Here is a 26125-nt window from a genome sequence, read left to right as displayed (position 1 = left end):
TAAATGATTAAGTGTTTAACTAATTGTCGGCAAAATTCCTGAAAATCTTATCTGATGATCTTCTTATCGCCAAAGTTAAACAAAAGGCCGAAACGGAGCGTGTTTGCCAATGGACTTGTTTGTGTGTTTGCTAACAAATACGAGAAATCTATATTGAAAACGTTGTATTTCAAACCTAAACCCAAAGTAAAATATCTACTATCGCCTTTTAAGGGGCTTTGATAATTATATCCTGCCCGCAAAGCAAATTGTTGGTTGTACCAATACTCTAAACCCGTTGATATTCCAACCTCTCTGAGTTCTTCGCTGAAACCACCCGGTGCATCGGAGAATGAACCAAAAATACCGGCAGGAACGGAGCGGTTTGGGTTTCTACCACTAATAATATTACCGTTCGAATCGTAAATAGGCTGGGTTGGTACCAACAACTTATTAAAATCAAGGGCTAAGGTGAAGGTGCTGTAATCATCAACAACAATAGTGGAGGCACCACCCAATTTAAAATTAGTAGGCAAGAAAAAATTCTCGCCCCCATCAGAATAACTCATTTTAGTACCAATGTTTGAAATATTAGCACCCGCAGACAGCACAGCCTGCTTTCCGAACATGGTTGTAGCTGTTTTATATAAGCCAGAAACATCTACTGCTACTGATGTACCCCCACGTACCTGACCGGATGATGATAACTGACCAGAAGCTAAATTTGAATAAATATATCTAACGGATGAGCCTAAAGAAAATTCCTCGCCAAAGCTTCTAGCGAACGAAATATCAAATGCCAGTTCGTTAGGATTTGCAGTACCTAAATCTTGCTGATTAACATCTGTTAACTGAATCGAGCCTAAAGAAAAATAACGTAGGGAAGCACCGACCGTATTTCGATCATCAAGTTTGTAAAAACCACTTAAATAAGCCAGGTTAATATCAGGCACCAAACTTTTCAGCCACGGACTATAGGAAACTGAAAACCCGTACGGTTTATCGATGAATGCCAGTTTAGAAGCATTTATACTTGCCGAATTTACATCGCCTGCAACGGCAACACCCGCATCACCCATTGCGCCTGAACGAGCATCGGGTGTAATTAATAAAAAAGGAACGGCTGTTACAATATTGTTCGATTCGCTGCCATTCGTTTGAGTTGTACCTATAGCCACCTGAGCATTTGTTTTACCAAATATCAAGGCCAAAGAGAGTGCAGAAAAAGCAAGTTTAATGAGATACTTGAAATTCATTCTTTAAAGGTACGTAATTTTAGATTTTCGGGACATTGTTATTCTGGAGATTGGTTTGATAACGCAGAACTAAAAATTATATTTTACCAAATTACGAAATATGCGATTATTTAATCGCTTAAGCTGCGATTTTTACAGTTTCGTGAAACCACAGAAGTCATAACTATTGATTAACTAGGCATTTGCGTGTTTATTATTTATTCTTTTTTTTTAAAAATGTTATTGATTTATCAGCAAATGATATCCCAATTCATTTTCCCACTTTTTAAAATCATGGCATAAATAGTGGCTTCATTAAGATCTACGGTTTTTTCAATAGGTTCCACCCTTAATTATACTTAAAAAACTAACATTTATTGCATTTGTTTAACATTTGCAGGTGTATCTTTCGCAAAGCTGTCGCCGCGATTATCGTCAGATCGTAGGCGTTTAACCCCAAGTTGGGAAAGAGTGTCCAAACTTAAATCCAGGTCTTTAAAATCTAACTTGGGCTTTATGATATTTATAATTGATTTTAGTTTGGCATCAATCTCTTTTAAATAATGTTGGAATGGCAGCGGCAGAGGTAAGTAGATCACAATAATAATTATTATGGAAATTTTCTTAAACATGGGTTAATCCCTATAATAATATAGGTTTGCGCATGTAGCCTCTCAATAAACGAATGAAATCATTAAACCTTACCTGCAATTGAATATCAAATAAATCAATCAAAAATTTAAAAGGCACAATACCTCATAAAATAATACGTTATGGGATAAAAATATAATCGGTATTTTATTGCCACAATATTTATATATCCACTAAAATTGCTTAATTTTATCAGTTGAATCGTCATTTGGCGATCGTCCCCTGTACTTTATGAAAAAACTTATACTTTATTCTTTTACTTGTTTGTCATTAGCGGCATTGCTAAGTGCTTGTAGCTCCAAGGGAGGAAACAGTTCTAGCAAAACAGGTGTTCCCTACGCAGATCGGAAAAGCAAAACGAATCAATCGGGCGCTTTTGCTGTGGCTACTCAGTATAAAAGAGCCCCGGGACCTGGATTAATTCCCATTGAAGGTGGGGTTTTAGTCGTAGGTGGAAGTGCTATTGAAGTTCCTGGTATTGAACCGAATATTTATAACTACAAAAGACAGGTAACAGTCCCTTCGTTTTACATGGACGAAACTGAAGTTTCTAATACCGATTGGTTGGAATACCTGCATTGGATTAGATATAACTTTCCGGAAGATCAAGAGTTTTACTACAATGAGCTGCCCGATACTTTAGTTTGGCGTAGTGCTTTATCATATAACGAGCCTTATGTAGATAATTATTTACGTCACCCGGCCTACCGCGACTATCCAGTAGTTGGAGTTTCATGGGAGCAAGCTTCGCGTTATTGCCAATGGAGGACCTCTCGGGCCAATGAGTTTATTTTACGGGAAAAAGGTATTTTAACAGATTATAAAACTTTGGCTGGTGGAAATACGGGGAAGAATGGAGCAGCAACAGCAGCAACCCCTAGACCAGATAAACCATTTAACACTGATGCTTACCTTAACGGACAGTACGACGATAAAGGTAGAAATGCACCAATAGATTATAATACTAAATCCGGTGCTGCTACGGGGACAGCAGGCGCTACAGCAGGTGGCAGGGGCAATAATCAACCAAGAAGAACTGCCACATTAGAAGATGGTGTAATTATGCAGCCTTACCGCTTGCCTACAGAGGCAGAGTGGGAATATGCTGCATTGGGATTAATCGGCAATACTGAATACGAAAACATCAATCAGAATAAAATTTATCCTTGGAATGGACTAGGAGTGAGTTCTGCAGCCAAGAAAACTAGAGGTATGATACAAGCCAACTTCAAAAGAGCACCTGGTGATTACATGGGTGTTGGCGGATCATTGAATGATAAAGGAGATTTAACAGTTCCGGTAATTCAATATACCCCTAACGATTTCGGTTTATATAACATGGCTGGAAATGTGAATGAGTGGGTAAATGATGTTTACAGAACTGGTACATTCACTGATGCAGATGCTTTTAATCCTTATCGTGGTAACTATTTCGAGAACAAGAAGCTGGATAATGCGCAAACTGGAAAAATTGCCTTGGATAAATATGGTAATCCGATAAAAGAGAATGCATATTCAGGAAGAAAACAAACCTGGGCAGAAAAACAAGCGCAGGCAAAACGTATCGATTCAATTTCAAAATCAACTGATCCGCAGAGCACAACTGCAGCTACAACTTACCAGGCCGATCAGAGAGGTTATAGAGATAAAGAGAATCTTCTTTTGAATGAAGAAGGGGTAACGTTGATAAATGATAAATCCAGGGTTTATAAAGGCGGTTCATGGAACGATATGGCTTATTGGTTAAATCCAGCAACCAGACGTTTCTTATCACAAGATGAATCATCAGCAGAAATAGGATTCCGTTGCGCCATGACCATGTTAGGTGCTCCAGAAATTAGCACCTCAGGAAAAAGAAGTTTTAAAACGCCTCCTCCCAGACCATACCGGGTAAGTAAAGGCAAGTAACAAAAAACTCCCAACTCTAACGAATTGGGAGTTTTTTGTTACCTTATAATTCTTGTATCATTTAAATTGAATAAGTACCTGATTCTTCTCTACCTTATCACCTTTATTAATTAGCACCTTTTTAACAATCCCCTCAGCTGGAGACTTCAATATATTTTCCATCTTCATGGCCTCCAAAACCAATAGGCTGTCACCCTTTTTAACTTCTACATTTTCTTCTACCATTACATTTAATACCAAACCTGGCATTGGCGCCTTAACCTCCGAAATTTTAGTTCCGGCAAGATTGTCCATGCCCATTTGTTTCAGCAACTGATCAAATTGGTCTTCAACCTTAATTTGATAGATTGCTCCATTAACTTTTATTGCACAGGTTTTATTACTGCTATCAACTGATATGACCTCCGCATTATATGATTTATTTTTATAAAGCAGATGCGAAGAATTGTTGCTCAACTTAATGGAATCCAAAGAAATTTTTTCTCCGTTTAATTTAACCCCGTTATGGTTGATTTCAATATCATAATGAAGCTGATCATTAATTTTTACTTTATACATAAAATTATTGCGTTAGAGCATACTGAACTAAATTAGCGCCCATTTTAAGCGCCTTATCGCGAGTTTCCCGGCTATCTTCGGGATATGTACCAAAATCTTCCCAACCATTACCTAAATCGCACTCAAAGGTGTAGTAGCAAACCACTCTCCCTTTGTATATCAAGGCAAAACCTTGTGGCCGCTTATTATCATGCTCATGAATCTTGGGCAACCCATCCGGAAATTTGAATTTTTGGTTGTAAATGGCATGGCTGGAAGGTAACTCTACGAAATTCAGTTCTGGAAAAACTTTTTTCATTTGAGGCCTGATAAATTTATCCAACCCATAATTATCATCAATATGCAGAAAACCTCCTCCCGTTAAATACTGCCTCAAATTTTTAACATCCTGATCACTAAAAACCACGTTACCATGGCCTGTCATATAGACAAACGGGTAATTGAATAGTTCTTTCGAACCTACTTCGACAATACTTTCTTCAGGATAAAAATTAGTCTTTAAACTGGAATTACAAAATGAAATTAAATTTGGAAGTGCAGTCCTGTCTGCATACCAATCGCCACCACCATTATACTTCAGCTTGCCCATTCGGTAAGAAGGAACATTAAAAGAAGTAAGAACAAAGATTAAAGAGCAAAGAATAAAGATAAACGAACACGAGAGTAACCGTTTTAATGATAATAAACCTATGATTTTCAATTTATAAATTTCAACTCTTTTCATCGGTTAAGATAATTGATTTCAAAACAAACAGATAATGCAGCGGTTTCGGTGCGCAACCTGTTATCTCCTAAAGTTAATGGTTTATAACCTTTGTTCAAAGCTAAACTCACTTCTTCGGGGCTGAAATCTCCTTCTGGACCAATAAGAATTAAATATTTGTGATGCGGGACAACGAGGTCAGAGATGTATTTCTTGTTCTCTTCATCAATGCAATGCGCTATTAGTTTACTTCCTTCAAAAGGAAGGTTAAGGAAAGCATTATAGGAAATTGCTTCATTTAGTGTTGGATGGTAGGCTTTGATGGATTGTTTCACTGCAGAAGTAATAACTTTGCTTAATCGATCTCCTTTAACAACACGTCGTTCAGATCGATCGGTAATGATCGGGGTTACTTCATCTATTCCGAGTTCCGTTGCTTTCTCTAAAAACCATTCCATTCGGTCTATATTTTTTGTAGGTGCGACCGCAATGTGCAAATAGTGATTTCTTTTATGAAATTCGGTTTCTACCTTAAGGATGGATAGACCTACCTTTTTGGGGTTATCTGAAATGATTTCGGCGGTGTAAAACCCCCCTCTGCCATCAACTAAGTTTACTACAGCCCCAACTGATAAACGTAATACCCTAACGCAATGTTTACTTTCCTCTTCGTTAAGCGTATAGGTATCCTGGGTAATATCTGGCGTATAAAAAATATGCATTGTTGAATTTAATGATTATCAACCTGATCTTCTTTATTTATTACCAATTCGAGCTTAATAGTTTCAATGTTTTGTTCTGTTTTCTTTAAGATGGTAAACAGATAACCATAAGATTCATTGCTTTCTCCAACCTCTGGAATCCGTTCAAAAACATGAGAAACTAGACCACCAACGGTGTCAAAATCTTCATCCTCTGGCAAATCATGTGGTAAATGCTCATTCACATCATAAACTGTTGCAAAGGCATTTACAATAAATTCGTTATCCGATACTTTTTCAACTAAAGGCTTTTCTTCATCATATTCATCCTGAATTTCGCCTACCAATTCTTCCACAATATCCTCTAGCGTAACCATCCCTGCCGTACCACCAAACTCATCTAAAACAATTGAGATTTGGATGCGGTTGCTTTGCAGTTCGCTCATTAAATCGTTAATTTTTTTTGTTTCAGTGACGAAATAAGGTTTGCGAATAATATCATTCAGCGTCCAATGTTGATTACCAGAAGCAACTAATGGCAAAATATCCTTGGCGTGAATAATTCCGACAATTTTATCCATTATCTCATCATAAACTGGGAGGCGAGAATAGCCCTCAGCAATGATTTTATCGATTACCTCTTCTTTCGACGAAGATAATTCGATACCTGAAATCTTGGTACGCGGAACCATAATATTCTTTACTACGCGCTCATTAAAATCGAATACATTTTTAATAAGTTCGTGCTCATTGTTATCCAATGCCCCACTTTCCTTTCCCTGATCTAACAGGTATTGAAGTTCTTCTGTACTGTGTAAGGATTCGTGGCCCGCAGAAGTATCGATACCGAATGGCTTCAAAATCACTGCTGCCAGGCTGTTTAAAGTCCAAATGAATGGTTTGAAAACCACGTAAAAAATTTGGAGTGGAACAGAAACAAACAAAGTAGTGGCTACCGGTCTTTGTATTGCAAATGATTTCGGTGCTAACTCACCAAATACGATGTGCATTACAGTAATTAGCGAAAAAGCTACAATTGTTGATGCGGTATGAATAGTGGCGTCACTAAACCCCCATTCGAGGCTATCGAAAAGATTTTTGAAAATAGTATGCATAACGCCTTCACCAACCCAACCTAAGCCAAGTGATGCAAGCGTTATACCTAACTGCGTGGCCGCTAAATAACCATCCAAATTATGGATGATCGTTTTGGCCATTTTACCAACCCGGCTACCTGTTTTTGCTTTTATTTCAATTTGAGAAGCCCGGACTTTTACAATTGCAAATTCTGCTGCAACAAAGAATCCGTTTAGTAAAACTAAAAATAATGCTAGAAACAACCTCCAACCTACAGATGCAGTATCAGGCTCTTCTAAAGCAACCAAAATGGTATTGGTGGGCAATATTGCACTTAACTCTAAATTTAAAAACAAGCAGGCCGTGGGTAAATCCATTATGCTAATTCTCTAAATGTTGTGTTGTAAAGTTCTATACTTTCCTTAATTACTTTATGAGCATAGCGAACACCTAATAAATGTTCGATAGTAACATTTTTATCTTCCAGTGCTTTATAATCTTGAAAGAAACGAACAATTTCTTTCATTTGATGTGGTGGCAATTCATCCAGATCGTTAATGTAATTAACGGACATATCATGTGCTGCAACCGCAATAATTTTATCGTCTTGCTCTCCATTATCAACCATGTGCATTACGCCAACAACTTTAGCTTCAATTAATGTCATCGGGTAAACATCAACAGAACAAAGTACAAGAATATCTAATGGATCTTTATCATCGCAATAAGTTTGTGGGATAAAGCCATAGTTAGCTGGATACATTACTGATGAAAAAAGAACCCTGTCTAACTTGATTAGTCCGGATTCTTTATCTATTTCATACTTAGCCTTTGAGCCTTTAGGAATTTCAATGATTGCGTTTACAATTTCTGGAACGTTCTTACCAGGAGATACGCTATGCCATGCGTGATGATCGTCTTTTGCCATTTTTAATTTAAATCTTTTTTTCCCCTTCCGGGATTTTAACTTTACTTTTTACAAAGGTAATCAATAAAGGTATAGTTGTAATAACGATGAAGCCAATAATAATATATAATAAGTAATCGTTTATCTCTTTTTCAAATCTTTTACCTAAAAAGTAGCCTAACAAAGTGAGCGAGCAGATCCATAAAATTCCACCAACAATATTATAGAAAGCAAACTTTTTAAAGTCTAATTTTACTACTCCAGCAAAAATCGGTGCAAAAGTTCTTACAATTGGAACAAATCTGCCCATGATCAGTGCGAAGGCACCTTGTTTGTTATAATATTCTTCTGCTGCTTTTAAATATTTCTTTTTGAAAAAGAAACTGTCTTTTCTGGTATACAATAGTGGACCAGTTCTTCGCCCAAACCAATAACCCGTGAAATTTCCAGAAATTGCGGCTACACATAAGCCTGCTAAAAGGACTGCAATGTTAACATCAAGTTTTCCAGTTGCTACGAACATTCCTGCAAGAAACAGTAAATAATCGCCAGGAAGGAAGAAACCAAAGAATAGACCAGTTTCAGCAAAGATGACAAATACTACAAGATAGAAACCGCCCTCCCTCAATAATTTCTCGGGGTCAATTAAATGTTGTAGGTGGTTCCAGAAATCCTGCATATTTCAATTATTCGTAAAACTACAAATAATTATCTAACAAGTGCATACCTATATCAGGTTTAAGACGATTGAAGGATAAATACCCAAAATTAGCGTAATCGCCACTGACACAGCTAAAACAATCTTGTATTGTGCAGGTGTAGAAAGCTCGGTTTCAGCGCCATCTTTAAACCATACCGCCACAATAACCTTGAAATAGTAATAAAAACCTACCAATGCATTTAATATAGCGAAAGCAACCAATAGCATCTTGTATTCGCCCATAACATTGAGAAACATTAAATATTTCCCGATAAAACCAGCGGTTAAAGGAATACCTGCTAATGATAACATGGCAACCGTAAGCGATAAGGCCACTAAAGGATTTTTCTTACCTAAGCCATTGAAACTTTCAAAGCTATCGCTACCGGTTTTTTGTTTCACCAATATTAATACCGCAAAAGCGATAATTGATGCAAAAGTATAGGCAGCGGCATAAACCAAAACATTGTTTTGCGAGTGCGGACCAATTACAATCAAAGAGAATAACAAGTATCCTGCATGAGAGATACTTGAATAGGCCAACATTCGTTTGAAATTCTTTTGGAATAATGCAGTAACGTTACCAATGAACAAGGTTATACAAACAATCACGATAAGTGGCGCAACCCAGAAATCGTGAAGCGGTGCAAAAGCATCGGCAAACAATCTTAAAAAAGCTGCAAAACCAGCCGTTTTAACCACTGTACTCATAAACGTAGTGATCAACGTTGGCGAACCTTCGTAAACGTCCGGAGTCCAGAAGTGGAAAGGTGCCGCTCCTACTTTAAAGCACAAGCCAATCATCATCAAAATTACCCCTGGATAAAAGATTGGAGAAACTGCTTTGCTATTATCAACTAAGTAAGCTTGAATTCTATCTAAATCGAATGAGCCGGTGGCTCCGTAAATTAATGTGATCCCAAACAACAAGAAACCTGTTGAAAAAGCACCCATTAAGAAATATTTCAATGAAGCTTCGTTTGATGCAAAATCCTTTTTACGAATACTCGCAAGGATGTATAAACTTACCGACATGATTTCCAAACCAACAAATAACATAGCCATATTTTTGTACGACACCATCATAATCATCCCCGCAAGGGCGAAAAGAATTAAGGTGTAATATTCTGCTATGTTATCGCTTTTAGCATGAAAATAGTTTTGCGTTAATAAGAAAATCAATAATGTGCCTACAATACAAACACCGGAAAATGCCAAAGCGAAATTATCAGTTTGCATCATTCCGAAGTGAACAGCATTGCCATCCCATGCAGCAGCAGTAAAGCCTAATGCAGTAAGTAAGCCAACAACGGTAAGCGGCAATAATGCTTTCTTTGCTTTAAACAAACCTGCATAAAGCACAATGAAAGCGGTTATACTAATGGTTATAATAATATTCATTGCTTATTTTACTGATGTTAATTTTTGATTTACCTGTTCTAATAAATGTTGTACAGATGCCTCTGTTAAGTGCAATAATGGTTTCGGGTAAACACCGAAAAGTATAATTAAAGCACAGATAAGATAAAGAACCAATTTCTCAGTCCCTTGAATGTCGGTAAACGTGATGGTTAATTCTTTTGTTTTTCCAAGCATTACATTTTGGTACATACGCAACATATAAACTGCTCCGAAAATGATGGTTAATCCTGCAATTGCAGCTGCCCAAATGCCGTAGCTATAAACGCCCATCAACAGTAAGAACTCCCCAATAAAACCATTTGTTCCTGGTAAGGCAACAGTACCTAAAACGATGATTAAGAAAACAATCGCCAGTTGTGGTGCTGATTTAGCAATACCACCCAATTCTTCGATTTTATTGGTTTTGGTGCGAGAAAAGATAATATCTAAAACGAAAAATAAACCTACCACGTTAATTCCGTGACTTAACATTTGCACCATGGCTCCTTGCATCCCTTGTTCACCAAGGCCTCCAAGATTAAAGGATGCAAATATGCCTGCAGCAATTAAACCAACGTGAGCAATAGACGAATAAGCCACCAAACGTTTAGCATCTTTCTGCGTAAAGGCAATAAGTGAGGCATAAACGATACCGATAATAGATAAAACCATCACTAGGCCAGACCAAGCCTGAACGCCTGTGGGTACAATTGGTAATAACCATCTGATTACACCATAAATACCCATTTTTAGCATGATACCAGATAACAACATGGTCCCTTGTGTAGGAGCAACTGTATAAGTATCTGGCTGCCAAGTGTGAAAAGGGAAAATTGGCATCTTAATCGCGAAAGCAATAAAGAACGCCCAGAAAATCCAGCCTTGTTGTTCACGATCTAGGTTTAAAGCGTAAAATGCCTGAATATCGAAGTTGTGACCAGGATTTTGCAAATACAAATAAATAATCCCCATCAACATAAACAATGAACCAGCAATCGTGTAAACGAAGAATTTCATGTTAATTCGAACTCTATCTTTTCCACCCCAGAATGCGCAGATAAAGTAAATTGGAATTAATGCAGCCTCCCACCCAATGTAGAATAAGAACGCATCCATAGCAGTAAAAACCAATAATAAACCACTCTGCATGAATAAAATCAATGCATAAAAAGCAGCTGGGTTTTTATAGTCATGTCTGTAACTAGATAAAATGATAATCGGAATTAACAAATTGGTAAGCAATACCACCAACATGCTAATCCCATCAATACCTGCATGAAAACGAATGCCTAAATCTGAAATCCATGGCAGGTTCGCTTCAAACTGCGTACTTGCATTTGGAATAAAGTTACAGGCGATGAACAAGGCCAAGCCTAAAGAAGCGACTGAAATTACCGTCGAGACTATTTTAGCAGACTTACCCGCAAATGCCGTAATGATAGCACCCGCAAGAGGAAGAAATATAAGTAGTAAAAGTTGTTCCATTATTTATTTTTGAACCCTTTTTATATGTAATAAAATGTATAAGCAAGCAATGCGATGATACCAGCTACCATCATAAATATATAGAAACCCACGTTTCCACTTTGTAATAAACGAACTCCCTTACTCGCCTCGTTTGTACTCCAGCCTAATCCATTCACAATCCCATCGATAAATTTTGTGTCGATAATTCTGTAGAAAAATCTAGAGAAAGCATCTAACGGTTTGGTGATGATAAAATCGTAAATCTCATCTAAATAAAATTTATTATAAGATAATTTTGCCAAAGCAGAGCGTGGTGCCTCATCAGCCACAGGAACACGAGCACCTTTAACGTATCTGATGTAAGCGTAAAGCAAAGCGATGATCGCAGCAACAACTGAAACACCCATTAAGGTAAATTCCGTTGAATGACTTAATTCCAATTCGTGTTGTGCAACGCCGGCACCGCTTAACCAATGTGCCAACCATTCGTTTCCACCGAAAACGTGAGGAATATTAATCGCTCCACCTATTGCCGCTAAAATTGCCAGGATGATTAAAGGAATAGTCATCGCTTTTGGCGACTCATGTACATGACTTTCTTCGTGATGTGTACCTCTGTATTTTCCAGAAAAGGTTAAAAACATCATTCTGAACATGTAAAAGGAAGTTAAGAATGCGGTTAACACACCAACTCCCCAAAGAATTGGGCTTGCCTGGTAGGCATTTGCTAAAATTTCGTCTTTAGAGAAAAACCCTGAAAACGGTGGTAAGCCTGCAATTGCGATGGTACCAATCATCATCGTTAAAAAGGTAACCGGAAGTTTCTTCCTTAATCCGCCCATGTTGCGCATATCTTGCTCGTGGTGCATGGCATGAATAACCGAACCAGCGCCTAAGAATAATAATGCTTTGAAAAATGCGTGGGTTAATACATGGAAGAATGAACCTGTATAAGCGCCAACGCCCAAGCCTAAAAACATATATCCCAATTGAGATACCGTTGAATAAGCCAATACTTTTTTGATATCGGTTTGTGTTAACGCAATAATTGCGGCAACTAAAGCAGTTGTTATACCTACAACGGCAACGATGTTTTGTGTAAGCGGTGCTAAATCGAACAATACGCTGGAGCGGGCAATCATGTAGATACCTGCTGTTACCATCGTTGCTGCGTGAATTAAGGCTGAAACAGGCGTTGGGCCTGCCATTGCATCTGGTAACCACGTGAATAATGGCAACTGAGCTGATTTACCACACGCACCAACAAACAATAGAATTGTAATTAAAAACAAAGTATTTTGTCCAGGTAACATATTAGCTGCCTGAGGAAAAACTTTAGCAAATTCCACACTTCCGAAAGTAGTAAAGATTAAGAATACCCCTAACAAAAAGCCCAAATCACCAATACGGTTCATTACGAAAGCCTTTTTAGCTGCTGAGGCATAAGCGCTGTTTGTATACCAGAAACCGATTAACAGGTAAGAGCATAAACCTACACCTTCCCAACCGATGAACATCACGATATAGTTTGAACCCAATACCAATAAAAGCATGAAGAAGACAAACAGGTTCAGATAAGAGAAAAATTTCCCGAATCCTTCATCATCATGCATGTAGCTGGTAGAATATAAATGGATTAAGAATCCAATTCCCGTAATGATCAAAAGCATGATCGAACTCAATGGGTCAACCAGAAATGATAATGGAATATGCAGAGTACCTGCGGTGATCCAATCGAATAAAAATACTTCGTGAGATTTTTGTGTATCGCCTTGTAAACTAAAGAAAATAACTATGCTGATGATGAAAGAAGCTAATATTACACCACTTCCAATGATACCAACAAGTCCTTTAGATAAAGATTTTCTGCCCAGTCCGTTGATTACAAATCCTAAAAAAGGGAGTAAAGGAACTAACCAAATCAATTGTTCTATTGTCATTCTTAATATATATTTACCACTTAAGGCGATTTAAAACATTAATATCTATCGATTTTGTATTTCTGTAAACCATTACGATAATTGCTAAACCAACTGCAACTTCTGCCGCGGCAAGCGCCATAATAAAGAATACGAAAACCTGTCCTGAGGGGTCATTGCTATGTACAGAGAAAGCTGTTAAAAGCAGGTTAACTGCATTTAACATCAACTCAACGGACATGAAAATTACGATTGCGTTTCTACGGGTTAATACGCCAATTACACCAATTGTGAAAATAATTGCACATAAATAGATGTAGTGATTTAGTGGAACGCCTGCCATTTGTGTAGTTAAATTTTCCATTATGCCTCTACCTCATCTCTTTTAGATAATAAAACTGCTCCAACCATTGCTGCCAATAGTAACAGAGATGATAATTCAAATGGCAACAAGAATGGACCGAAAAGCTCTTTTCCCAAATTCTCTACCAAACCTAATCCTTGATTTTTTAAAATTAAGGGACTGTTAATTGTTGCTGCTTTAAAAGACCCAACCAAGGTTACCACAAGGCAACATCCTGCAATTACACCTACAATTTTAATCAATGGTGATTTCACAGGCTCGGTTTCCTTGTTCAGGTTGAGGAGCATCAGTACAAATAAGAATAATACCATGATGGCCCCCATGTAAACGATGAAGTTTACAACTGCCAAAAATTGTGCGTTCAACAGTACATAATGTACCGTGAAGGTAAAAAAGGTAAGGATTAAGTATAAAACGCTATGAATTGGATTTTTTGCAAAAATCACCATCAGCGAAAAGATTATACTTAATGTGGCTACGAAATAGAATACTTGTGTACTCATTAATTTGTTATTTGTTTGTACTCCTCGTCATTACGAGGCACGAAGCAATCTCATTTTTATTGCCATTGCTTTAGGATTGCTTCGTTCCTCGCAATGACGGACTGGTCTTATTATTTTTTCATCTCTAACGGAGCCTCAACCAATTTATCTTTTCCGTAAATAAAATCCTTACGTAAATAATCAGCTGGTACAATTGGTCCGTCTAAATAAATTGCCTCTTTCGGACAAGCCTCTTCACATAACCCACAGAAAATGCAACGCAACATGTTAATTTCATAAGTCGCTGCATATTTTTCCTCTCGGTATAAGTGTTTTTCTTCTGGCTTGCGCTCTGCAGCAATCATGGTAATTGCTTCCGCAGGGCAAGACAAAGCACATAAACCGCAAGCTGTACAACGTTCTTTTCCATTTTCATCACGCTTTAGGGAGTGCATCCCCCTAAAGTTGGCAGAAAATTCACGTTCTACTTCCGGATATCTTACTGTAGCCTCTTTTTTGAATAAGTGGCTGATGGTTATGCCCATTCCCTTTGCAATTGCAGGCAGGTACATACGCTCCATGAAGCTTAAAGGCTTCTGTTCCAGTACTTTTTTCTTGTTACTTAATGATTCCATAATTAAAACTTCTCTATAATCGCAATCACAACCCCAGTTATTATAATGTTGGCAATGGCTAAAGGTATTAAACCTTTCCAACCTAAATTCATCAATTGATCGTAACGGAAACGAGGGATTGTCCACCGTACCCACATAAAGAAAAAGATGAAGAAAACTATTTTCACAAATAAGATCCCAACCCCAAATAGTGGGGCCCAGGTAGGTCCAAGCAATGTTGCCATGTAATCCATTCCTGGGTAGTTGTAACCACCGAAATATAAAGTTGCCATTACTGCCGATGAAACAAACATGTTGATGTACTCGGCAAAAAGGTAAAAACCTAACTTCATCGATGAATATTCGGTATGATAACCACCAATTAGCTCAGTTTCGCACTCAGGCAAATCGAAAGGAGCACGGTTGGTTTCAGCAAAAGAACAAACCATGAAGATCAAAAACCCCAGTGGTTGATATAACACATTCCAATGCCAGCCATGTTGCTGATCAACAATTTCTTTAAGACTTAAAGTGTTTGTCATCAAAAGCAAAGCGATGATAGATAGCCCCATTGCAATTTCGTAACTGATATTTTGTGACGCGGCACGAATAGCACTTAACAGAGAATATTTGTTGTTTGATGCCCAGCCGCCAATCATTACGCCATAAACGCCCAAAGAAACCACGCCGAAAATGTATAAAACACCTACGTTGATATCAGCAACCTGAAGCGGAACAATTTTGCCACCAATTTCCATCGGGCTACCCCAAGGAATCACCGCTGTACCAATACAGGCACAAAGTAAAGCCAAACCCGGCCCAACAATAAATAACCATTTGTTTGATGTGGTTGGAATAATTTCTTCCTTCATAAACATCTTCACACCATCGGCTAAAGGTTGTAAAATACCAAAAGGACCAGCTCTATCCGGACCTAAACGATCTTGAAGATAAGCAGCCACCTTACGCTCTGCATAGGTAGAATACATGGCAATTACCAAACTGATACCGAAAATTACGGCAACCAGAATAAATTTTTCAATGATAAAACCTGTATCCATTAGTATTTAACTGTTTTATGTAATTCAATTTCATTTGCTGCTTGCAAAGCCTGATTTGGCTGAATAACATGCAAAGGTTTCAAGGTTTCGTAATGGTTTGATGCAATTACCGAAGTATCATCAATGTGAGTAGGTTGTTCAATAACCCAATCTGATGTTGCTTTTTTATCGAAACGGCAAGTATTACAGATAAACTCTTCTACTTCGCCAAATTTGTCTTTACGGGCAGTAACACGTAAAACGTCTTCTCCCTTGTACCAAAGTGTTACTTTACCATTGCACTTTTCATGGTCGCAATCGCGATGCGCATCAACCGGTTTAGTAAACCAAACACGGTTTTTAAAACGGAAGGTTTTATCGGTTAAAGCACCTACAGGGCAAACATCAATCACGTTTCCTGAGAAATCATTATCAACTGCTTGTTGAATATAAGTTGAAATTTCTGAATGGTCGCCACGGTTTAAAATCCCATGAACACGTTTGTTTGTAATTTGATCAGCAGTAAAAACACAACGGTAGCACAGAATACAACGATTCATGTGCAACTGGATTTTATCGCCAATATCGATACGTTCGAAAGTACGACGCTCAAATTCATAACGTGTTTTCTGCAATCCGTGCTCGTAACCTAAATTTTGTAAATCACATTCTCCAGCCTGATCGCAAACCGGGCAATCTAAAGGATGGTTAATCAATAAAATTTCGACCACACCTGCACGTGCTTCTAAAACTTCTGGTGAAGTAATATTCAGCACTTCCATACCATCCATTACTGTTGTACGGCAAGATGCAACCAATTTAGGCATTGGCCGCGGGTCTTTTTCTGAACCTTTTGTTACCTTAACAATACAGGTACGGCATTTACCACCACTGCCTTCTAACTTGGAATAATAGCACATTGCTGGCGGAACAATATCACCCCCAATTTGCCTTGCAGCATTCAGGATAGTGGTTCCGTTATCAACCTCTACTGTTATCCCGTCTATCGTAACCTTAACTTTTTCACTCATGGTTAATGATAATCTTTATTTTTTTGCTTTTATGCCGTCACTGCGAGGCATGAAGCAATCTTTCTTATTTTATACTCATTGCATTAGGATTGCTTCGTTCCTCGCAACGACGTAGGGCTTAGGATCTCGCGCTAATTTAAGAACCAATTGCTCTCCCCCTGGTATGTCTACTTTTCTTCCGTTACCGGAGCCTTTTCTATCGGCGTAGCGTAGCTTGCTAAACCATAATTTTGCTGCTGACTCTTCACGGGTTCTTTAATGTGCCATTCAAACTCGTCTCTGAAATGGCGGATGGCACTTGCCACTGGCCAGGCTGCCGCATCCCCTAATGGACAAATAGTATTTCCTTCAATTTTACGTTGAATATCCCAAAGTAAATCTACATCATCCATTGAACCATGGCCATGCTCAATTTTGTGCAATACTTTTTCCATCCATCCAGTACCTTCACGGCAAGGCGAACATTGTCCGCAACTTTCGTGATGATAGAAACGAGAGAAATTCCAGGTATTGCGGACAATACATTGGTCTTGATCGAAAGCGATAAAACCGCCCGAACCCATCATCGTTCCTGTAGCAAATCCGCCCTCTGATAATGATTCGTAACTCATTAAACGAGGTTCCCCATTAGCCAACTTCAAAGTTAAATTAGCAGGTAAGACCGGAACGGATGAACCACCTGCAACCGTTGCTTTTAACTTCTTGCCATTGGCAATACCACCACAATATTCATCAGAATAAATAAATTCTTCAACTGGTAAGCCTAACTCGATTTCATAAACACCAGGTTTTACTAAATTTCCAGATGCTGATATCAATTTTGTACCTGTACTTCTACCGATACCTATTTTTGCATATTCATCACCACCATCATTTATGATAGGGACAACTGCTGCAATCGACTCTACGTTATTTACTACCGTTGGACAACCATACAAACCTGCAATAGCTGGGAATGGCGGTTTAATTCTTGGATTACCTCTTTTTCCTTCAAGTGATTCTAACAATGCAGTTTCTTCACCGCAAATGTAAGCACCACCACCCGGCTGAACATATAATTCTAAATCGTAACCTGTTCCTAAAATGTTTTTACCTAGCCATCCAGCAGCTTTTGCTTCTGCAATTGCCTTTTCCAAAATCCGGATTTGAGGCATCATTTCTCCACGAACGTAGATGTATGAAACCTTTGCACCCAAAGCAAAACTAGATACAATCATTCCCTCAATTAAGGCATGAGGAATATAGGTCATTAAATAACGGTCTTTGAAAGTTCCTGGCTCAGACTCATCAGCGTTGCAAACCAAATAACGGGCAACACCTTCTGGTTTAGCCAAAAAGCTCCATTTCATTCCCGTTGGGAAACCCGCACCACCACGACCGCGTAAGCCTGATTTCTTAACTTCTTCAACAATCTCTTCAGGGGTTAAAGTTTTAAGGGCTTTTTCCACAGCACGGTACCCGCCTTTTTGGCGATAGACCTCAAGTGTATTGATGCCAGGTACGTTTATATGTTCAAGTAATAATTTGCGACTCATTATTTTTTAGATGTGAGATGTGAGACTTGAGATGTTAGACAAATTGCCAATTCTCATATCTCATATCTAGTTTCTCAAATCTTATTTATTTTTCAAATCTTCAATCAGTTTATCTACACTTTCAGTAGTTAAGTTTTCGTAGAAAGTGTATTCCGGGCTAATTTGTAGTACCGGACCAAAACCACAGGCGGCTAAACATTCAACTCCTCTAAAGCTGAATAAACCATCTGCTGTAACTTCCCCTTCTTTAACACCTAACTTATTTTCTAAGTGGTCTAATATTTTTTCTGCACCAACTAAGCAACAAGGACCAGTACGGCAAACCTCTAAAGCATATTTTCCCTGAGGTTTTAAGAAATACATGGTGTAAAAAGTTGCTACCTCGTAAACTTCAATGGGTTGAATATCTAAATACTCAGCAACTTGATCCATCGCAGATGTAGGAACCCAAAGAAATTCTGCTTGTACTAAATGTAATAATGGCAGCAAAGCTGATTTTTCCTTACCCACAGGATAACGACTTTTAACATCATCAAATTTGGCAAGCAATTCTGATGAGAACACTACAGGTGTTTGTTCTTCTACTTTAAGCATCTAATTCTCCTGCAATAATATTCATACTACTCATGTTGATAATGGCATCAGACAATAACATGCCTTCGCTCATTGGTGCAAACATCTGGTAATTTATAAAACTTGGCCTGCGGAAGTGTAAACGATATGGTGTACGACCTCCATCATTAATTAAATAGAAACCTAATTCACCATTTCCACCTTCTACAGCATGATAAACTTCTGCTTTTGGTGCATCAATTTCTCCCATCACAATTTTGAAGTGATAAATTAATGCTTCCATATTGTTATAAACTTCTTGTTTTGGAGGAAGATAAAATTCAGGAACATCGGCATGAAAAATACCTTTTGGCTCTGTTTTCAACTTCACAATGGCTTGTTCAATAATTCGCAAACTTTGCCACATTTCTTCGTTACGAACCAAATATCTGTCATAAATATCACCACTCGTTCCAACGGGGACTTCAAAATCGAAGTCCTGATACGAAGAATATGGGTCGCTTACACGAACATCATAATCTATACCCGTTGCACGTAAAAGTGGGCCAGTCCAGCTATACTCCAAAGCAGCCTCTTGAGTTACTTCCGCAACACCAGCTGTTCTATCAATGAAAATCCGGTTACGGGTTAAAAGATTTTCAAACTCTTTCAAAGCAACCGGAAACTCTTTTAAAAATTTATTAATCTTCGCAAAGGCCAATTCATTGAAATCTCTTTCAAAACCACCAATACGGCCAATGTTTGTTGTCAAGCGGGCGCCGCATACTTCCTCAAAAATTTCGTAAATATGCTCACGGAATTGGAACAGGTAAAGGAAAGTAGTTGTTGCTCCAGTATCCTGACCGATAATCGTGTTACAGATAATGTGATCGGCAATACGCGAAAGCTCCATCACAATTACGCGAAGATAATCTACACGTTTAGGCATCTGGATATTTAACAACTTTTCAACCGTCATGTGCCAACCCATATTGTTAATAGGCGATGAGCAATAATTTAAACGGTCGGTTAATGGTGTAATTTGATAGAAAGGGCGATGCTCGGCAATCTTTTCGAAAGCACGGTGGATATACCCAATTGTAGAAACGCCGCTTACAATACGCTCGCCGTCTAACTGCAAAACATTTTGAAAAACCCCATGTGTTGCAGGGTGCGTTGGACCTAAGTTTAAGGTTACTAGCTCACTTTGCGGGTCGTTATCTGTATATACCGGATGGTTATGATTCATATAAATTACCTTCCAAAAAATTCATCTTTTTTATCAACTCGGTTCGGGTCTTCCAATGGATATTGCTTCAACATTGGATGCACACCTAAATCATCCATATTCAAAATACGGCGTAAATCGGGATGACCTTCAAACTTAACCCCGAATAAATCGTAGGTTTCTCTCTCCATCCAGTTCGCACCTTTCCAAATTGTTGTCGCCGTTGGTATGGTAGGATTTTGCTCAGAAATGAAAACTTTAATTCTAATCCGCACTTTTTCTACCATGTTATGCAGATGATATATAACAGCAATACCATGGTCTTTACCAGGATAATGAACCGCTGTAATATCAGTAAGGAAATTAAATTTTAACTCCTCTTTAAGATGTGAAAGTATATTTACGATTACATCTTTGTAGGTTACGAAGGTTAATAAACCATAAGGCTCAGAAACGGCGGTAACTTTTTCACCAAACTTTTCAGTTAGCTTAACGTGGATGGTGTTATTCAACGTCGTTTCTTCCATTACTTAATGCCGTATTGACCTAAAAGTTCTTTGTAATAATCAGAATTTCTTCTTCTGCCAGATTCATTTTTTACTAAATCCTGAATGCGCTGGAAACCGTCTAAAATAGCTTCTGGTCTTGGTGGGCAACCCGGAACGTAAACATCCACAGGGATTACTTCATCAATACCTTGCAAAACAGAATAAGTATCGAAAATACCTCCACTACTTGCACAAGCTCCAACTGCCATTACCCAACGCGGCTCCGCCATTTGGATATAAACTTGCTTTAACACCGGTGCCATCTTTTTAGCGATAGTCCCCATAACCATTAAAACATCGGCTTGACGAGGAGAAAAACTCAAACGTTCTGCACCGAAACGACCTAAATCGTAGTGAGAACCCATGGTTGCCATAAACTCAATTCCGCAACAAGAAGTAGCGAACGGTAGAGGCCATAATGAATTTGAACGAGCCAAACCTATCACTTTATCTAACGAAGTGGCAAAGTATCCAGGTCCCTCGGTTCCTGGAGGCGCATCAACTATATTAATTTCACTCATGTTTATAAACAAAAAATGCTCATCCCTTTGCAGAATGAGCAACAAATTTACAATATTTTAAAGGCAATTAAACAAGCTTAACTCGATTTAGAACCTTTCTAAATAGCTAAAACTCCTATTGGTTAGTGTGCATGATATACATCCAGTTTGCAGTTGGTAATTTTCACTTTCAACCCCTTTTAAACCGATAACTATGCTACTTGTGAACGATACCTTTAGCCTTTTAGTTCCAGTCTAATACTTTCTTTTTGATCACATAGATGAAGCCCAACAATAAGGTTCCCATAAAGATGAACATCTCAATCATGCCATCCATTTTTAATGCTCTAAAATTTACTGCCCAAGGATACATAAAGATAACTTCAATATCAAAAAGCACAAATAATATTGCCACCACAAAATATTTAATTGAAAACGGCTGACGAGCATTACCAACAGATTTTACACCTGCTTCAAATGTTTCTAATTTATCGAGTGTTTTACGTTTTGGGCCTAAAAAGTGTGTAGCCACTAGAGTGGTAACAACGAAACCCAGGGCTACGATTACCTGAAATATTATCGGTAAAAAATCTATTGAGGTACTTTGCGCTTGCATAATCATTATTTTCTGATGCAAAAGTAAAAGAAAAAGGCAGAGTAACCAAACTCTGCCTTTTCTAAATTATTTAACTTGTTAATTACTTACCTTTTCCTTTTGGTGCCGCAGCTCCACTTAACTCCTTTAATTTCGCACTTGCGTATGTATCTGCAGGATCCAATGCTAAGCACTTATTAAGATAATCAATTGCCTTTGGTTTGTCTTTATCAGCATACCATGCACCTAATAACCTGTATGATTCAATTAAGTTGTTTTTCGCCGAAGCTTGTTCTTCTGGCTTAACTAACGTAACATATTTTTCATAATAAGGAATCATCAAACCTTTTGTCGCATCGCCATTTTTGGTTTGATCGATATAGTCATTGATCCTAGCTCTGTAAAAATATGCTAAAGCAAAATCCGGTGAAGCTTTAGATAGTTGACCTAAAGCCGTATCAGCTCTAACTAAACCTTCAATATTCAGTGGCTTTTTATCTTTTTTCAAATAATAGGATTCTAAGAACCTGTTTATACCGATATATAAATAGTTATAAAGAGACCCTTTTCCATTTGGATTATATTTAGCAGCTAATTCGTAAACGTCAGCCGATTTAGCATATTTTTTTGCTTTATATAATGCAGCAGCAGCTTCCGACAGCGCATCAGCGTTAGCAGAATCTACTCTTGTTGCCTTGATAATATTGTTTAAAGCTAAACTATCTTGTCCAGCTTGTAGCTGTGCTTTACCCAGGTAAAGGTAATCGTTGGCTAAAATTTTGGTTGTGTCTTTTTCCTTTGCAAAGAAAGAAGTCATGCTAGTTAAGGCTGCAGGATAGTTCTTGTTTTCATAAGCCGCCCAACCTTTCATTCTATCAACAACAGCTGCCTTTGCACTTCCTGCAGGCGCCTGAATAGATGACGCTACTTGTTCTAAAGTAGGATAATCTTTAGCATAAAACAAGAACTGAGCGTAACGCAACTGAGATTCCAAAGATTTATCGGTTAAATCCATGTATTTTTTATAGTTCTCAATTCCTTTTTTTGCTTTTTCCTGATCGGTACCAAAGCTACTCCACTGTAAGTAAAGCTCGCCTAGTTCACGGTAGGCAGGACCATAATTTGGATCAGCCGCAATTACATCTTGTAATTCTTTTTCACCTTCTGGAAATGCTCTCGATTCTTTATACATTTTACCAATCTGAGTTTTTGCTCTACGGTTGGTCGGATCTATATCATTTACACGGAAGTATGGACCTAATGCTTCTGAATTCTTTTTCTGCAATGCATACGCATCACCTTGCGCTAAAAAGATCTCAGCATCTTTATCTTTCGAATCCAATTCATCGGCTTTGTTAATATTAGCCAATGCGTTAGTATAATCAGGTTTAGATACGTCATCACTCGGTTTATCTTGAGCTAAATAAGCTTTACCGATATACAGATAAGTTTTGTAATCTTTTGGATCTAAAGCAACGGCTTTATCAAAATTAGTTTTTGCGGAAGACGGATTGTTTGACAACATATCTGCTTCGCCCAAACCAATTAAGTTTAAATTATTTTTTGGATCTGCTGTAACACCCTTGGTAAATACCGCACGAGCCGAATCTATGTAACCAGTTTTCAAGTAAACCAAACCGAGATTATAATAATTTTCACCGTTTGATGCTTGCGAGCTCACCAATGATTTTAACATTGATGATGCTTTTTGGTACTGTTCAGCGTCAATGGCTTTTTTCGCGTCATTTAAATTTTGAGCAAAAACTGCAGAACCCATCAACACCAAACCTAGATTTAAGGTTATTGCTTTCTTTGAAATTTTCATAGTTCTTTATTGTTTTTTAATAGTGATATATAAGCTTGTTAAACGTCTTATACATCGGATATTCCATTTTAGTTAAATGAAGTGTTTTTACAACTTCGTGGTTCAATTTATAGTTTATTTTCCGTTTGTCAAATTAATTTGTCTTGGCATTAACTTGTGCGGACCTAGTCCTGATTTAAGTACAATCAATTGACCTCTCTGACTTCTTAACCATGTTGCAAATCCTGTGCCTAAACCATCTCTTCCCTCGCAATCTATTATGTTCACATTTCTTAAGAATGGATAAACACCATTAATAAGATTATCCTGAGTGGGTTGATAAAACTTATCGTCACCTGGCTTACCTTTAAGGTTTTTAACGCCTAGCATTTTTACTTTGGATAGATATTCTGATAATTGTGTATTCTTATCGGAAACCCAATCAACGCCTAAAATACCGATAAAAGTCTTGTCTTCTGCAATAAGTTTAATCACCTCAGCGCTAGAATCTTTTGAGTAAACACCTTGAGCTGGAAACTGACTTATATTAGCCAATTGCTTAAGGTATTGAAAGGTACTTGAATAAGCGTTATCAAAGACCAATTTTTTTCCAGAACCCTTACCTTGTAAAATATCAACAACTTCTTTAACGGTAATTGTGCTATCAATATTGTCTTTATTTGTAATTAATGCTATTCCGTCAACTGCAAATCTTGTAGAATTAATTCTTATTCCTCGCTGTGTATAGTATTTTTCTTCCGCTTTAGTGAGTAACCTCGGCATCACAATTACCCGAACACTATCGTTTAGAAATGCAGGGATTATTTTCTCCTCTGGTTTTACGGTTAGCTCAAATTTTGCATCTGGATAATCCAAATTAAAAATATTGATCTGCTCCTTTATAATCGGGCTTATACTTTCGTCTACCAGAATTCTTAATGTACCGCTTGTACGTGTTTCCTTCACTTCGGCGGGTTTATCTTTTCTCTTACAAGAAAGTAAACCCAGTACAATAAATAGATAAAGAATGTTTTTCATGTGTCTTATTCTCGTCTCCCCAAACTTAAAAGCCTGATGAAAGCATAAAAGATTAAAAAGATACCAATGGCTATTCTTCCCCAGGCTGGAATAAAATTAAACCTAATGGCCAGGGGCTCCCAGAAGATAAACGCTAGACCCATTACTACATAAAGCACGAAGGTGACTAGGCCTAAAATGAGCAAAAACCGCTGTTTAGGCGATTTTTGCTTAAAAATATCAAAATTTAACATTTACTAATTAGTTCAATGTAAAGTTAACGTTGATGTTGTATTTTACCCTTACAGGCTTACCATTTTGAATACCTGGGTTCCAACGTGGACTTGCCTTTAGTACGCGGATAGCTTCTTCATCGGTACCGCTACCCAAACCACGGGTAACTGTAATATCAGTTAACTTACCATCCTTTTCCACAACGAAAGATAAAAATACTTTACCCTGAACGTTGTTTTCCTGTGCCATTGGTGGGTACTTAATAGCTTTACTTAAATAACCGTAAAACTTAGAAATACCTCCCGGGAATTCTGGTTGTTTCTCGATACTAACGAAGTCATAAACTTTGTTATCATCAACAGCAACAGCAGCTTCTCTTTTTGGACCCTCACCTACTGGTTCGGCAATCACGATATCAGCAGTTGGATCACCTTTGATATCACGCTGACCTGGATCAGCTTCTTTTAATTTCTCAACCGTTGGTGGTTCCTCATCACGTACCTGCTCATCTGGCTTTACGATTGGAGGTGGCATTTTTACCTGATCCACTTTTGGTGGCGGTGGCTCTACCGGTGGCGGTGGTGGTGTTTCTGGATTTACTGGGGGCGGTGGAGCAATAATTACCTCTTTTGCTTTTTCAACTTTCTCTTCGGTATCCATTGAACCTTTGATAAGGCCATAGATTTTAGGAGCGAAGAAGAATGCAAGAAATACTATTGAACCAATAATCAATGCCCTAGTGGTATTGGACCCGTTGGTTTTACGCAACTGGTAAGCGCCGTAGTTTTTGTTTTTACCTTCAAAAACCACTTCAATCCACTGACTTCTTAAAATATCTAACTTTGACATGGTTACTGATTTAACAAATTATAAAATACCTTGAGCTTTCATAGCTTCTTTTTCGTTATCTAAGATATTGTCATCATCAATCTGACGAACTTTTACCTTCAATATTTCTAATTCATCCATGATATCAACAAAGTTTTTGAAGTTAGAACCGCTGGTTGGTTTAACCAATACCACAAATTCTCCTTTTACACCAGATGCATCTGCTGTTTTTCTGTTGTCGATGATCGATTTTTCAACTTGTGATAAATTTTCAAAAGTTGGAGCTGTTGCACCAGCCTCTCCCATATACCAAGCTACCTTATCGTTTTTACCTAATAAAATAGTCATGGTTTTAGAAGCTTTCAGTTCCAATCTATTGTCCTTGTTGTTATCATCTTTATCTGGCTTCACAATATCCATTGCCTGTGGCGTAGAAATTGAAGTTGTTAAGATAAAGAATGTCACCAAAAGGAACATCAAATCTACCATCGGCGTCATATCGACTCTTGGCGTGGCTTTCTTCCCGCCTGTGTTTAATTCTGCCATT

Annotated in this window: 28 protein-coding genes; 1 reads left to right on the top strand and 27 read right to left on the bottom strand. The window is 37.9% G+C overall.

The window, feature by feature from the left end:
* Nucleotides 1–47: 47 nt before the first annotated feature.
* Nucleotides 48–1235: a type IX secretion system outer membrane channel protein PorV gene (gene porV, locus AC3ITD_RS20080; RefSeq protein WP_489362424.1), complete on the bottom strand. Its 1188-nt coding sequence runs from the start codon at nt 1233–1235 to the stop codon at nt 48–50.
* A 353-nt stretch (nt 1236–1588) separates the two neighbouring features.
* On the bottom strand, nt 1589–1846 hold the full coding sequence (locus AC3ITD_RS20075) for a hypothetical protein (protein WP_489362422.1): 258 nt from the start codon (nt 1844–1846) through the stop codon (nt 1589–1591).
* 250 nt (nt 1847–2096) lie between these two features.
* Here AC3ITD_RS20075 and AC3ITD_RS20070 point away from each other — a divergent pair, with 250 nt between their 5' ends.
* Nucleotides 2097–3773 (top strand): SUMF1/EgtB/PvdO family nonheme iron enzyme, encoded by a 1677-nt coding sequence (locus tag AC3ITD_RS20070; protein WP_265797377.1) that lies wholly within the window; start codon nt 2097–2099, stop codon nt 3771–3773.
* 57 nt (nt 3774–3830) lie between these two features.
* On the opposite strand, the gene AC3ITD_RS20065 is transcribed toward AC3ITD_RS20070, so the two are convergent.
* The 25 genes from AC3ITD_RS20065 to AC3ITD_RS19945 form a co-directional block, all read right to left on the bottom strand.
* Nucleotides 3831–4331: an acyl-CoA carboxylase biotin carboxyl carrier protein subunit gene (locus AC3ITD_RS20065; RefSeq protein WP_489362420.1), complete on the bottom strand. Its 501-nt coding sequence runs from the start codon at nt 4329–4331 to the stop codon at nt 3831–3833.
* A gap of 4 nt (nt 4332–4335) precedes the next feature.
* Nucleotides 4336–5055 carry a DUF4159 domain-containing protein gene (locus AC3ITD_RS20060; RefSeq protein ID WP_489362418.1) on the bottom strand — a complete coding sequence of 240 codons (720 nt, stop codon included), beginning with the start codon at nt 5053–5055 and terminating at the stop codon, nt 4336–4338.
* Nucleotides 5052–5756, bottom strand: a complete 705-nt coding sequence (locus AC3ITD_RS20055) for a 16S rRNA (uracil(1498)-N(3))-methyltransferase (protein ID WP_489362416.1) — start codon at nt 5754–5756, stop codon at nt 5052–5054. The genes AC3ITD_RS20060 and AC3ITD_RS20055 overlap by 4 nt, the downstream gene beginning before the upstream one ends.
* Nucleotides 5757–5764: 8 nt before the next feature.
* Complete coding sequence (locus tag AC3ITD_RS20050; protein ID WP_489362414.1) at nt 5765–7189, bottom strand: hemolysin family protein; 1425 nt, start codon at nt 7187–7189, stop codon at nt 5765–5767.
* The gene (locus AC3ITD_RS20045) at nt 7189–7740 is read right to left on the bottom strand and encodes an inorganic diphosphatase (RefSeq protein ID WP_265797372.1); all 552 of its coding nucleotides are present in this window, start codon (nt 7738–7740) and stop codon (nt 7189–7191) included. The genes AC3ITD_RS20050 and AC3ITD_RS20045 overlap by 1 nt, the downstream gene beginning before the upstream one ends.
* A 7-nt stretch (nt 7741–7747) precedes the next feature.
* Nucleotides 7748–8398 carry a DedA family protein gene (locus AC3ITD_RS20040; RefSeq protein WP_265797371.1) on the bottom strand — a complete coding sequence of 217 codons (651 nt, stop codon included), beginning with the start codon at nt 8396–8398 and terminating at the stop codon, nt 7748–7750.
* A 48-nt stretch (nt 8399–8446) separates the two neighbouring features.
* Nucleotides 8447–9820, bottom strand: a complete 1374-nt coding sequence (locus AC3ITD_RS20035; protein ID WP_489362411.1) for an NADH-quinone oxidoreductase subunit N — start codon at nt 9818–9820, stop codon at nt 8447–8449.
* A gap of 3 nt (nt 9821–9823) precedes the next feature.
* Nucleotides 9824–11305 (bottom strand): complex I subunit 4 family protein, encoded by a 1482-nt coding sequence (locus tag AC3ITD_RS20030; RefSeq protein ID WP_489362409.1) that lies wholly within the window; start codon nt 11303–11305, stop codon nt 9824–9826.
* 20 nt (nt 11306–11325) lie between these two features.
* Nucleotides 11326–13227: an NADH-quinone oxidoreductase subunit L gene (gene nuoL, locus AC3ITD_RS20025; protein ID WP_489362407.1), complete on the bottom strand. Its 1902-nt coding sequence runs from the start codon at nt 13225–13227 to the stop codon at nt 11326–11328.
* 13 nt (nt 13228–13240) lie between these two features.
* Nucleotides 13241–13570: an NADH-quinone oxidoreductase subunit NuoK gene (gene nuoK / locus AC3ITD_RS20020; RefSeq protein ID WP_010601897.1), complete on the bottom strand. Its 330-nt coding sequence runs from the start codon at nt 13568–13570 to the stop codon at nt 13241–13243.
* Complete coding sequence (locus AC3ITD_RS20015) at nt 13570–14073, bottom strand: NADH-quinone oxidoreductase subunit J family protein (protein WP_056850777.1); 504 nt, start codon at nt 14071–14073, stop codon at nt 13570–13572. Before AC3ITD_RS20015 ends, nuoK begins: the two co-directional genes overlap by 1 nt.
* 110 nt (nt 14074–14183) lie before the next feature.
* Nucleotides 14184–14687, bottom strand: coding sequence for a NuoI/complex I 23 kDa subunit family protein (locus AC3ITD_RS20010; RefSeq protein ID WP_010601899.1), 504 nt, complete (start codon nt 14685–14687; stop codon nt 14184–14186).
* Nucleotides 14688–14689: 2 nt separating this feature from the next.
* On the bottom strand, nt 14690–15727 hold the full coding sequence (nuoH, locus tag AC3ITD_RS20005; RefSeq protein WP_265797367.1) for an NADH-quinone oxidoreductase subunit NuoH: 1038 nt from the start codon (nt 15725–15727) through the stop codon (nt 14690–14692).
* Nucleotides 15727–16737 carry an NADH-quinone oxidoreductase subunit G gene (locus AC3ITD_RS20000; protein ID WP_056850775.1) on the bottom strand — a complete coding sequence of 337 codons (1011 nt, stop codon included), beginning with the start codon at nt 16735–16737 and terminating at the stop codon, nt 15727–15729. The genes nuoH and AC3ITD_RS20000 overlap by 1 nt, the downstream gene beginning before the upstream one ends.
* Before the next feature lie 167 nt (nt 16738–16904).
* Nucleotides 16905–18272, bottom strand: coding sequence for an NADH-quinone oxidoreductase subunit NuoF (gene nuoF / locus AC3ITD_RS19995; RefSeq protein WP_489362403.1), 1368 nt, complete (start codon nt 18270–18272; stop codon nt 16905–16907).
* 81 nt (nt 18273–18353) lie between these two features.
* Nucleotides 18354–18866, bottom strand: coding sequence for an NADH-quinone oxidoreductase subunit NuoE family protein (locus AC3ITD_RS19990; RefSeq protein WP_265797364.1), 513 nt, complete (start codon nt 18864–18866; stop codon nt 18354–18356).
* Nucleotides 18859–20073, bottom strand: a complete 1215-nt coding sequence (locus tag AC3ITD_RS19985; RefSeq protein WP_489362401.1) for an NADH-quinone oxidoreductase subunit D — start codon at nt 20071–20073, stop codon at nt 18859–18861. Before AC3ITD_RS19985 ends, AC3ITD_RS19990 begins: the two co-directional genes overlap by 8 nt.
* Nucleotides 20074–20078: 5 nt before the next feature.
* Nucleotides 20079–20579: an NADH-quinone oxidoreductase subunit C gene (locus AC3ITD_RS19980; protein WP_489362399.1), complete on the bottom strand. Its 501-nt coding sequence runs from the start codon at nt 20577–20579 to the stop codon at nt 20079–20081.
* Nucleotides 20579–21121, bottom strand: coding sequence for an NADH-quinone oxidoreductase subunit B (locus AC3ITD_RS19975; RefSeq protein ID WP_039472971.1), 543 nt, complete (start codon nt 21119–21121; stop codon nt 20579–20581). The genes AC3ITD_RS19980 and AC3ITD_RS19975 overlap by 1 nt, the downstream gene beginning before the upstream one ends.
* Nucleotides 21122–21344: 223 nt before the next feature.
* Nucleotides 21345–21716, bottom strand: coding sequence for an NADH-quinone oxidoreductase subunit A (locus tag AC3ITD_RS19970; RefSeq protein WP_265797361.1), 372 nt, complete (start codon nt 21714–21716; stop codon nt 21345–21347).
* Nucleotides 21717–21798: 82 nt separating this feature from the next.
* Nucleotides 21799–23520 (bottom strand): tetratricopeptide repeat protein, encoded by a 1722-nt coding sequence (locus AC3ITD_RS19965; RefSeq protein ID WP_489362396.1) that lies wholly within the window; start codon nt 23518–23520, stop codon nt 21799–21801.
* Between the two features lie 114 nt (nt 23521–23634).
* The gene (locus tag AC3ITD_RS19960) at nt 23635–24537 is read right to left on the bottom strand and encodes a PstS family phosphate ABC transporter substrate-binding protein (protein ID WP_489362394.1); all 903 of its coding nucleotides are present in this window, start codon (nt 24535–24537) and stop codon (nt 23635–23637) included.
* 5 nt (nt 24538–24542) lie between these two features.
* Nucleotides 24543–24770, bottom strand: coding sequence for a hypothetical protein (locus AC3ITD_RS19955; RefSeq protein WP_489362392.1), 228 nt, complete (start codon nt 24768–24770; stop codon nt 24543–24545).
* A 7-nt stretch (nt 24771–24777) separates the two neighbouring features.
* The gene (locus AC3ITD_RS19950) at nt 24778–25599 is read right to left on the bottom strand and encodes an energy transducer TonB (RefSeq protein ID WP_489362390.1); all 822 of its coding nucleotides are present in this window, start codon (nt 25597–25599) and stop codon (nt 24778–24780) included.
* An 18-nt stretch (nt 25600–25617) separates the two neighbouring features.
* Nucleotides 25618–26124 (bottom strand): ExbD/TolR family protein, encoded by a 507-nt coding sequence (locus tag AC3ITD_RS19945; protein WP_056850765.1) that lies wholly within the window; start codon nt 26122–26124, stop codon nt 25618–25620.
* Nucleotide 26125 lies beyond the last annotated feature (1 nt).

The sequence above is a fragment of the Pedobacter sp. KH_004 genome, assembly GCF_057840755.1.
Note: the sequence above shows the minus strand (reverse complement) of the source record. Positions and strands in the feature narration are given on the sequence as shown.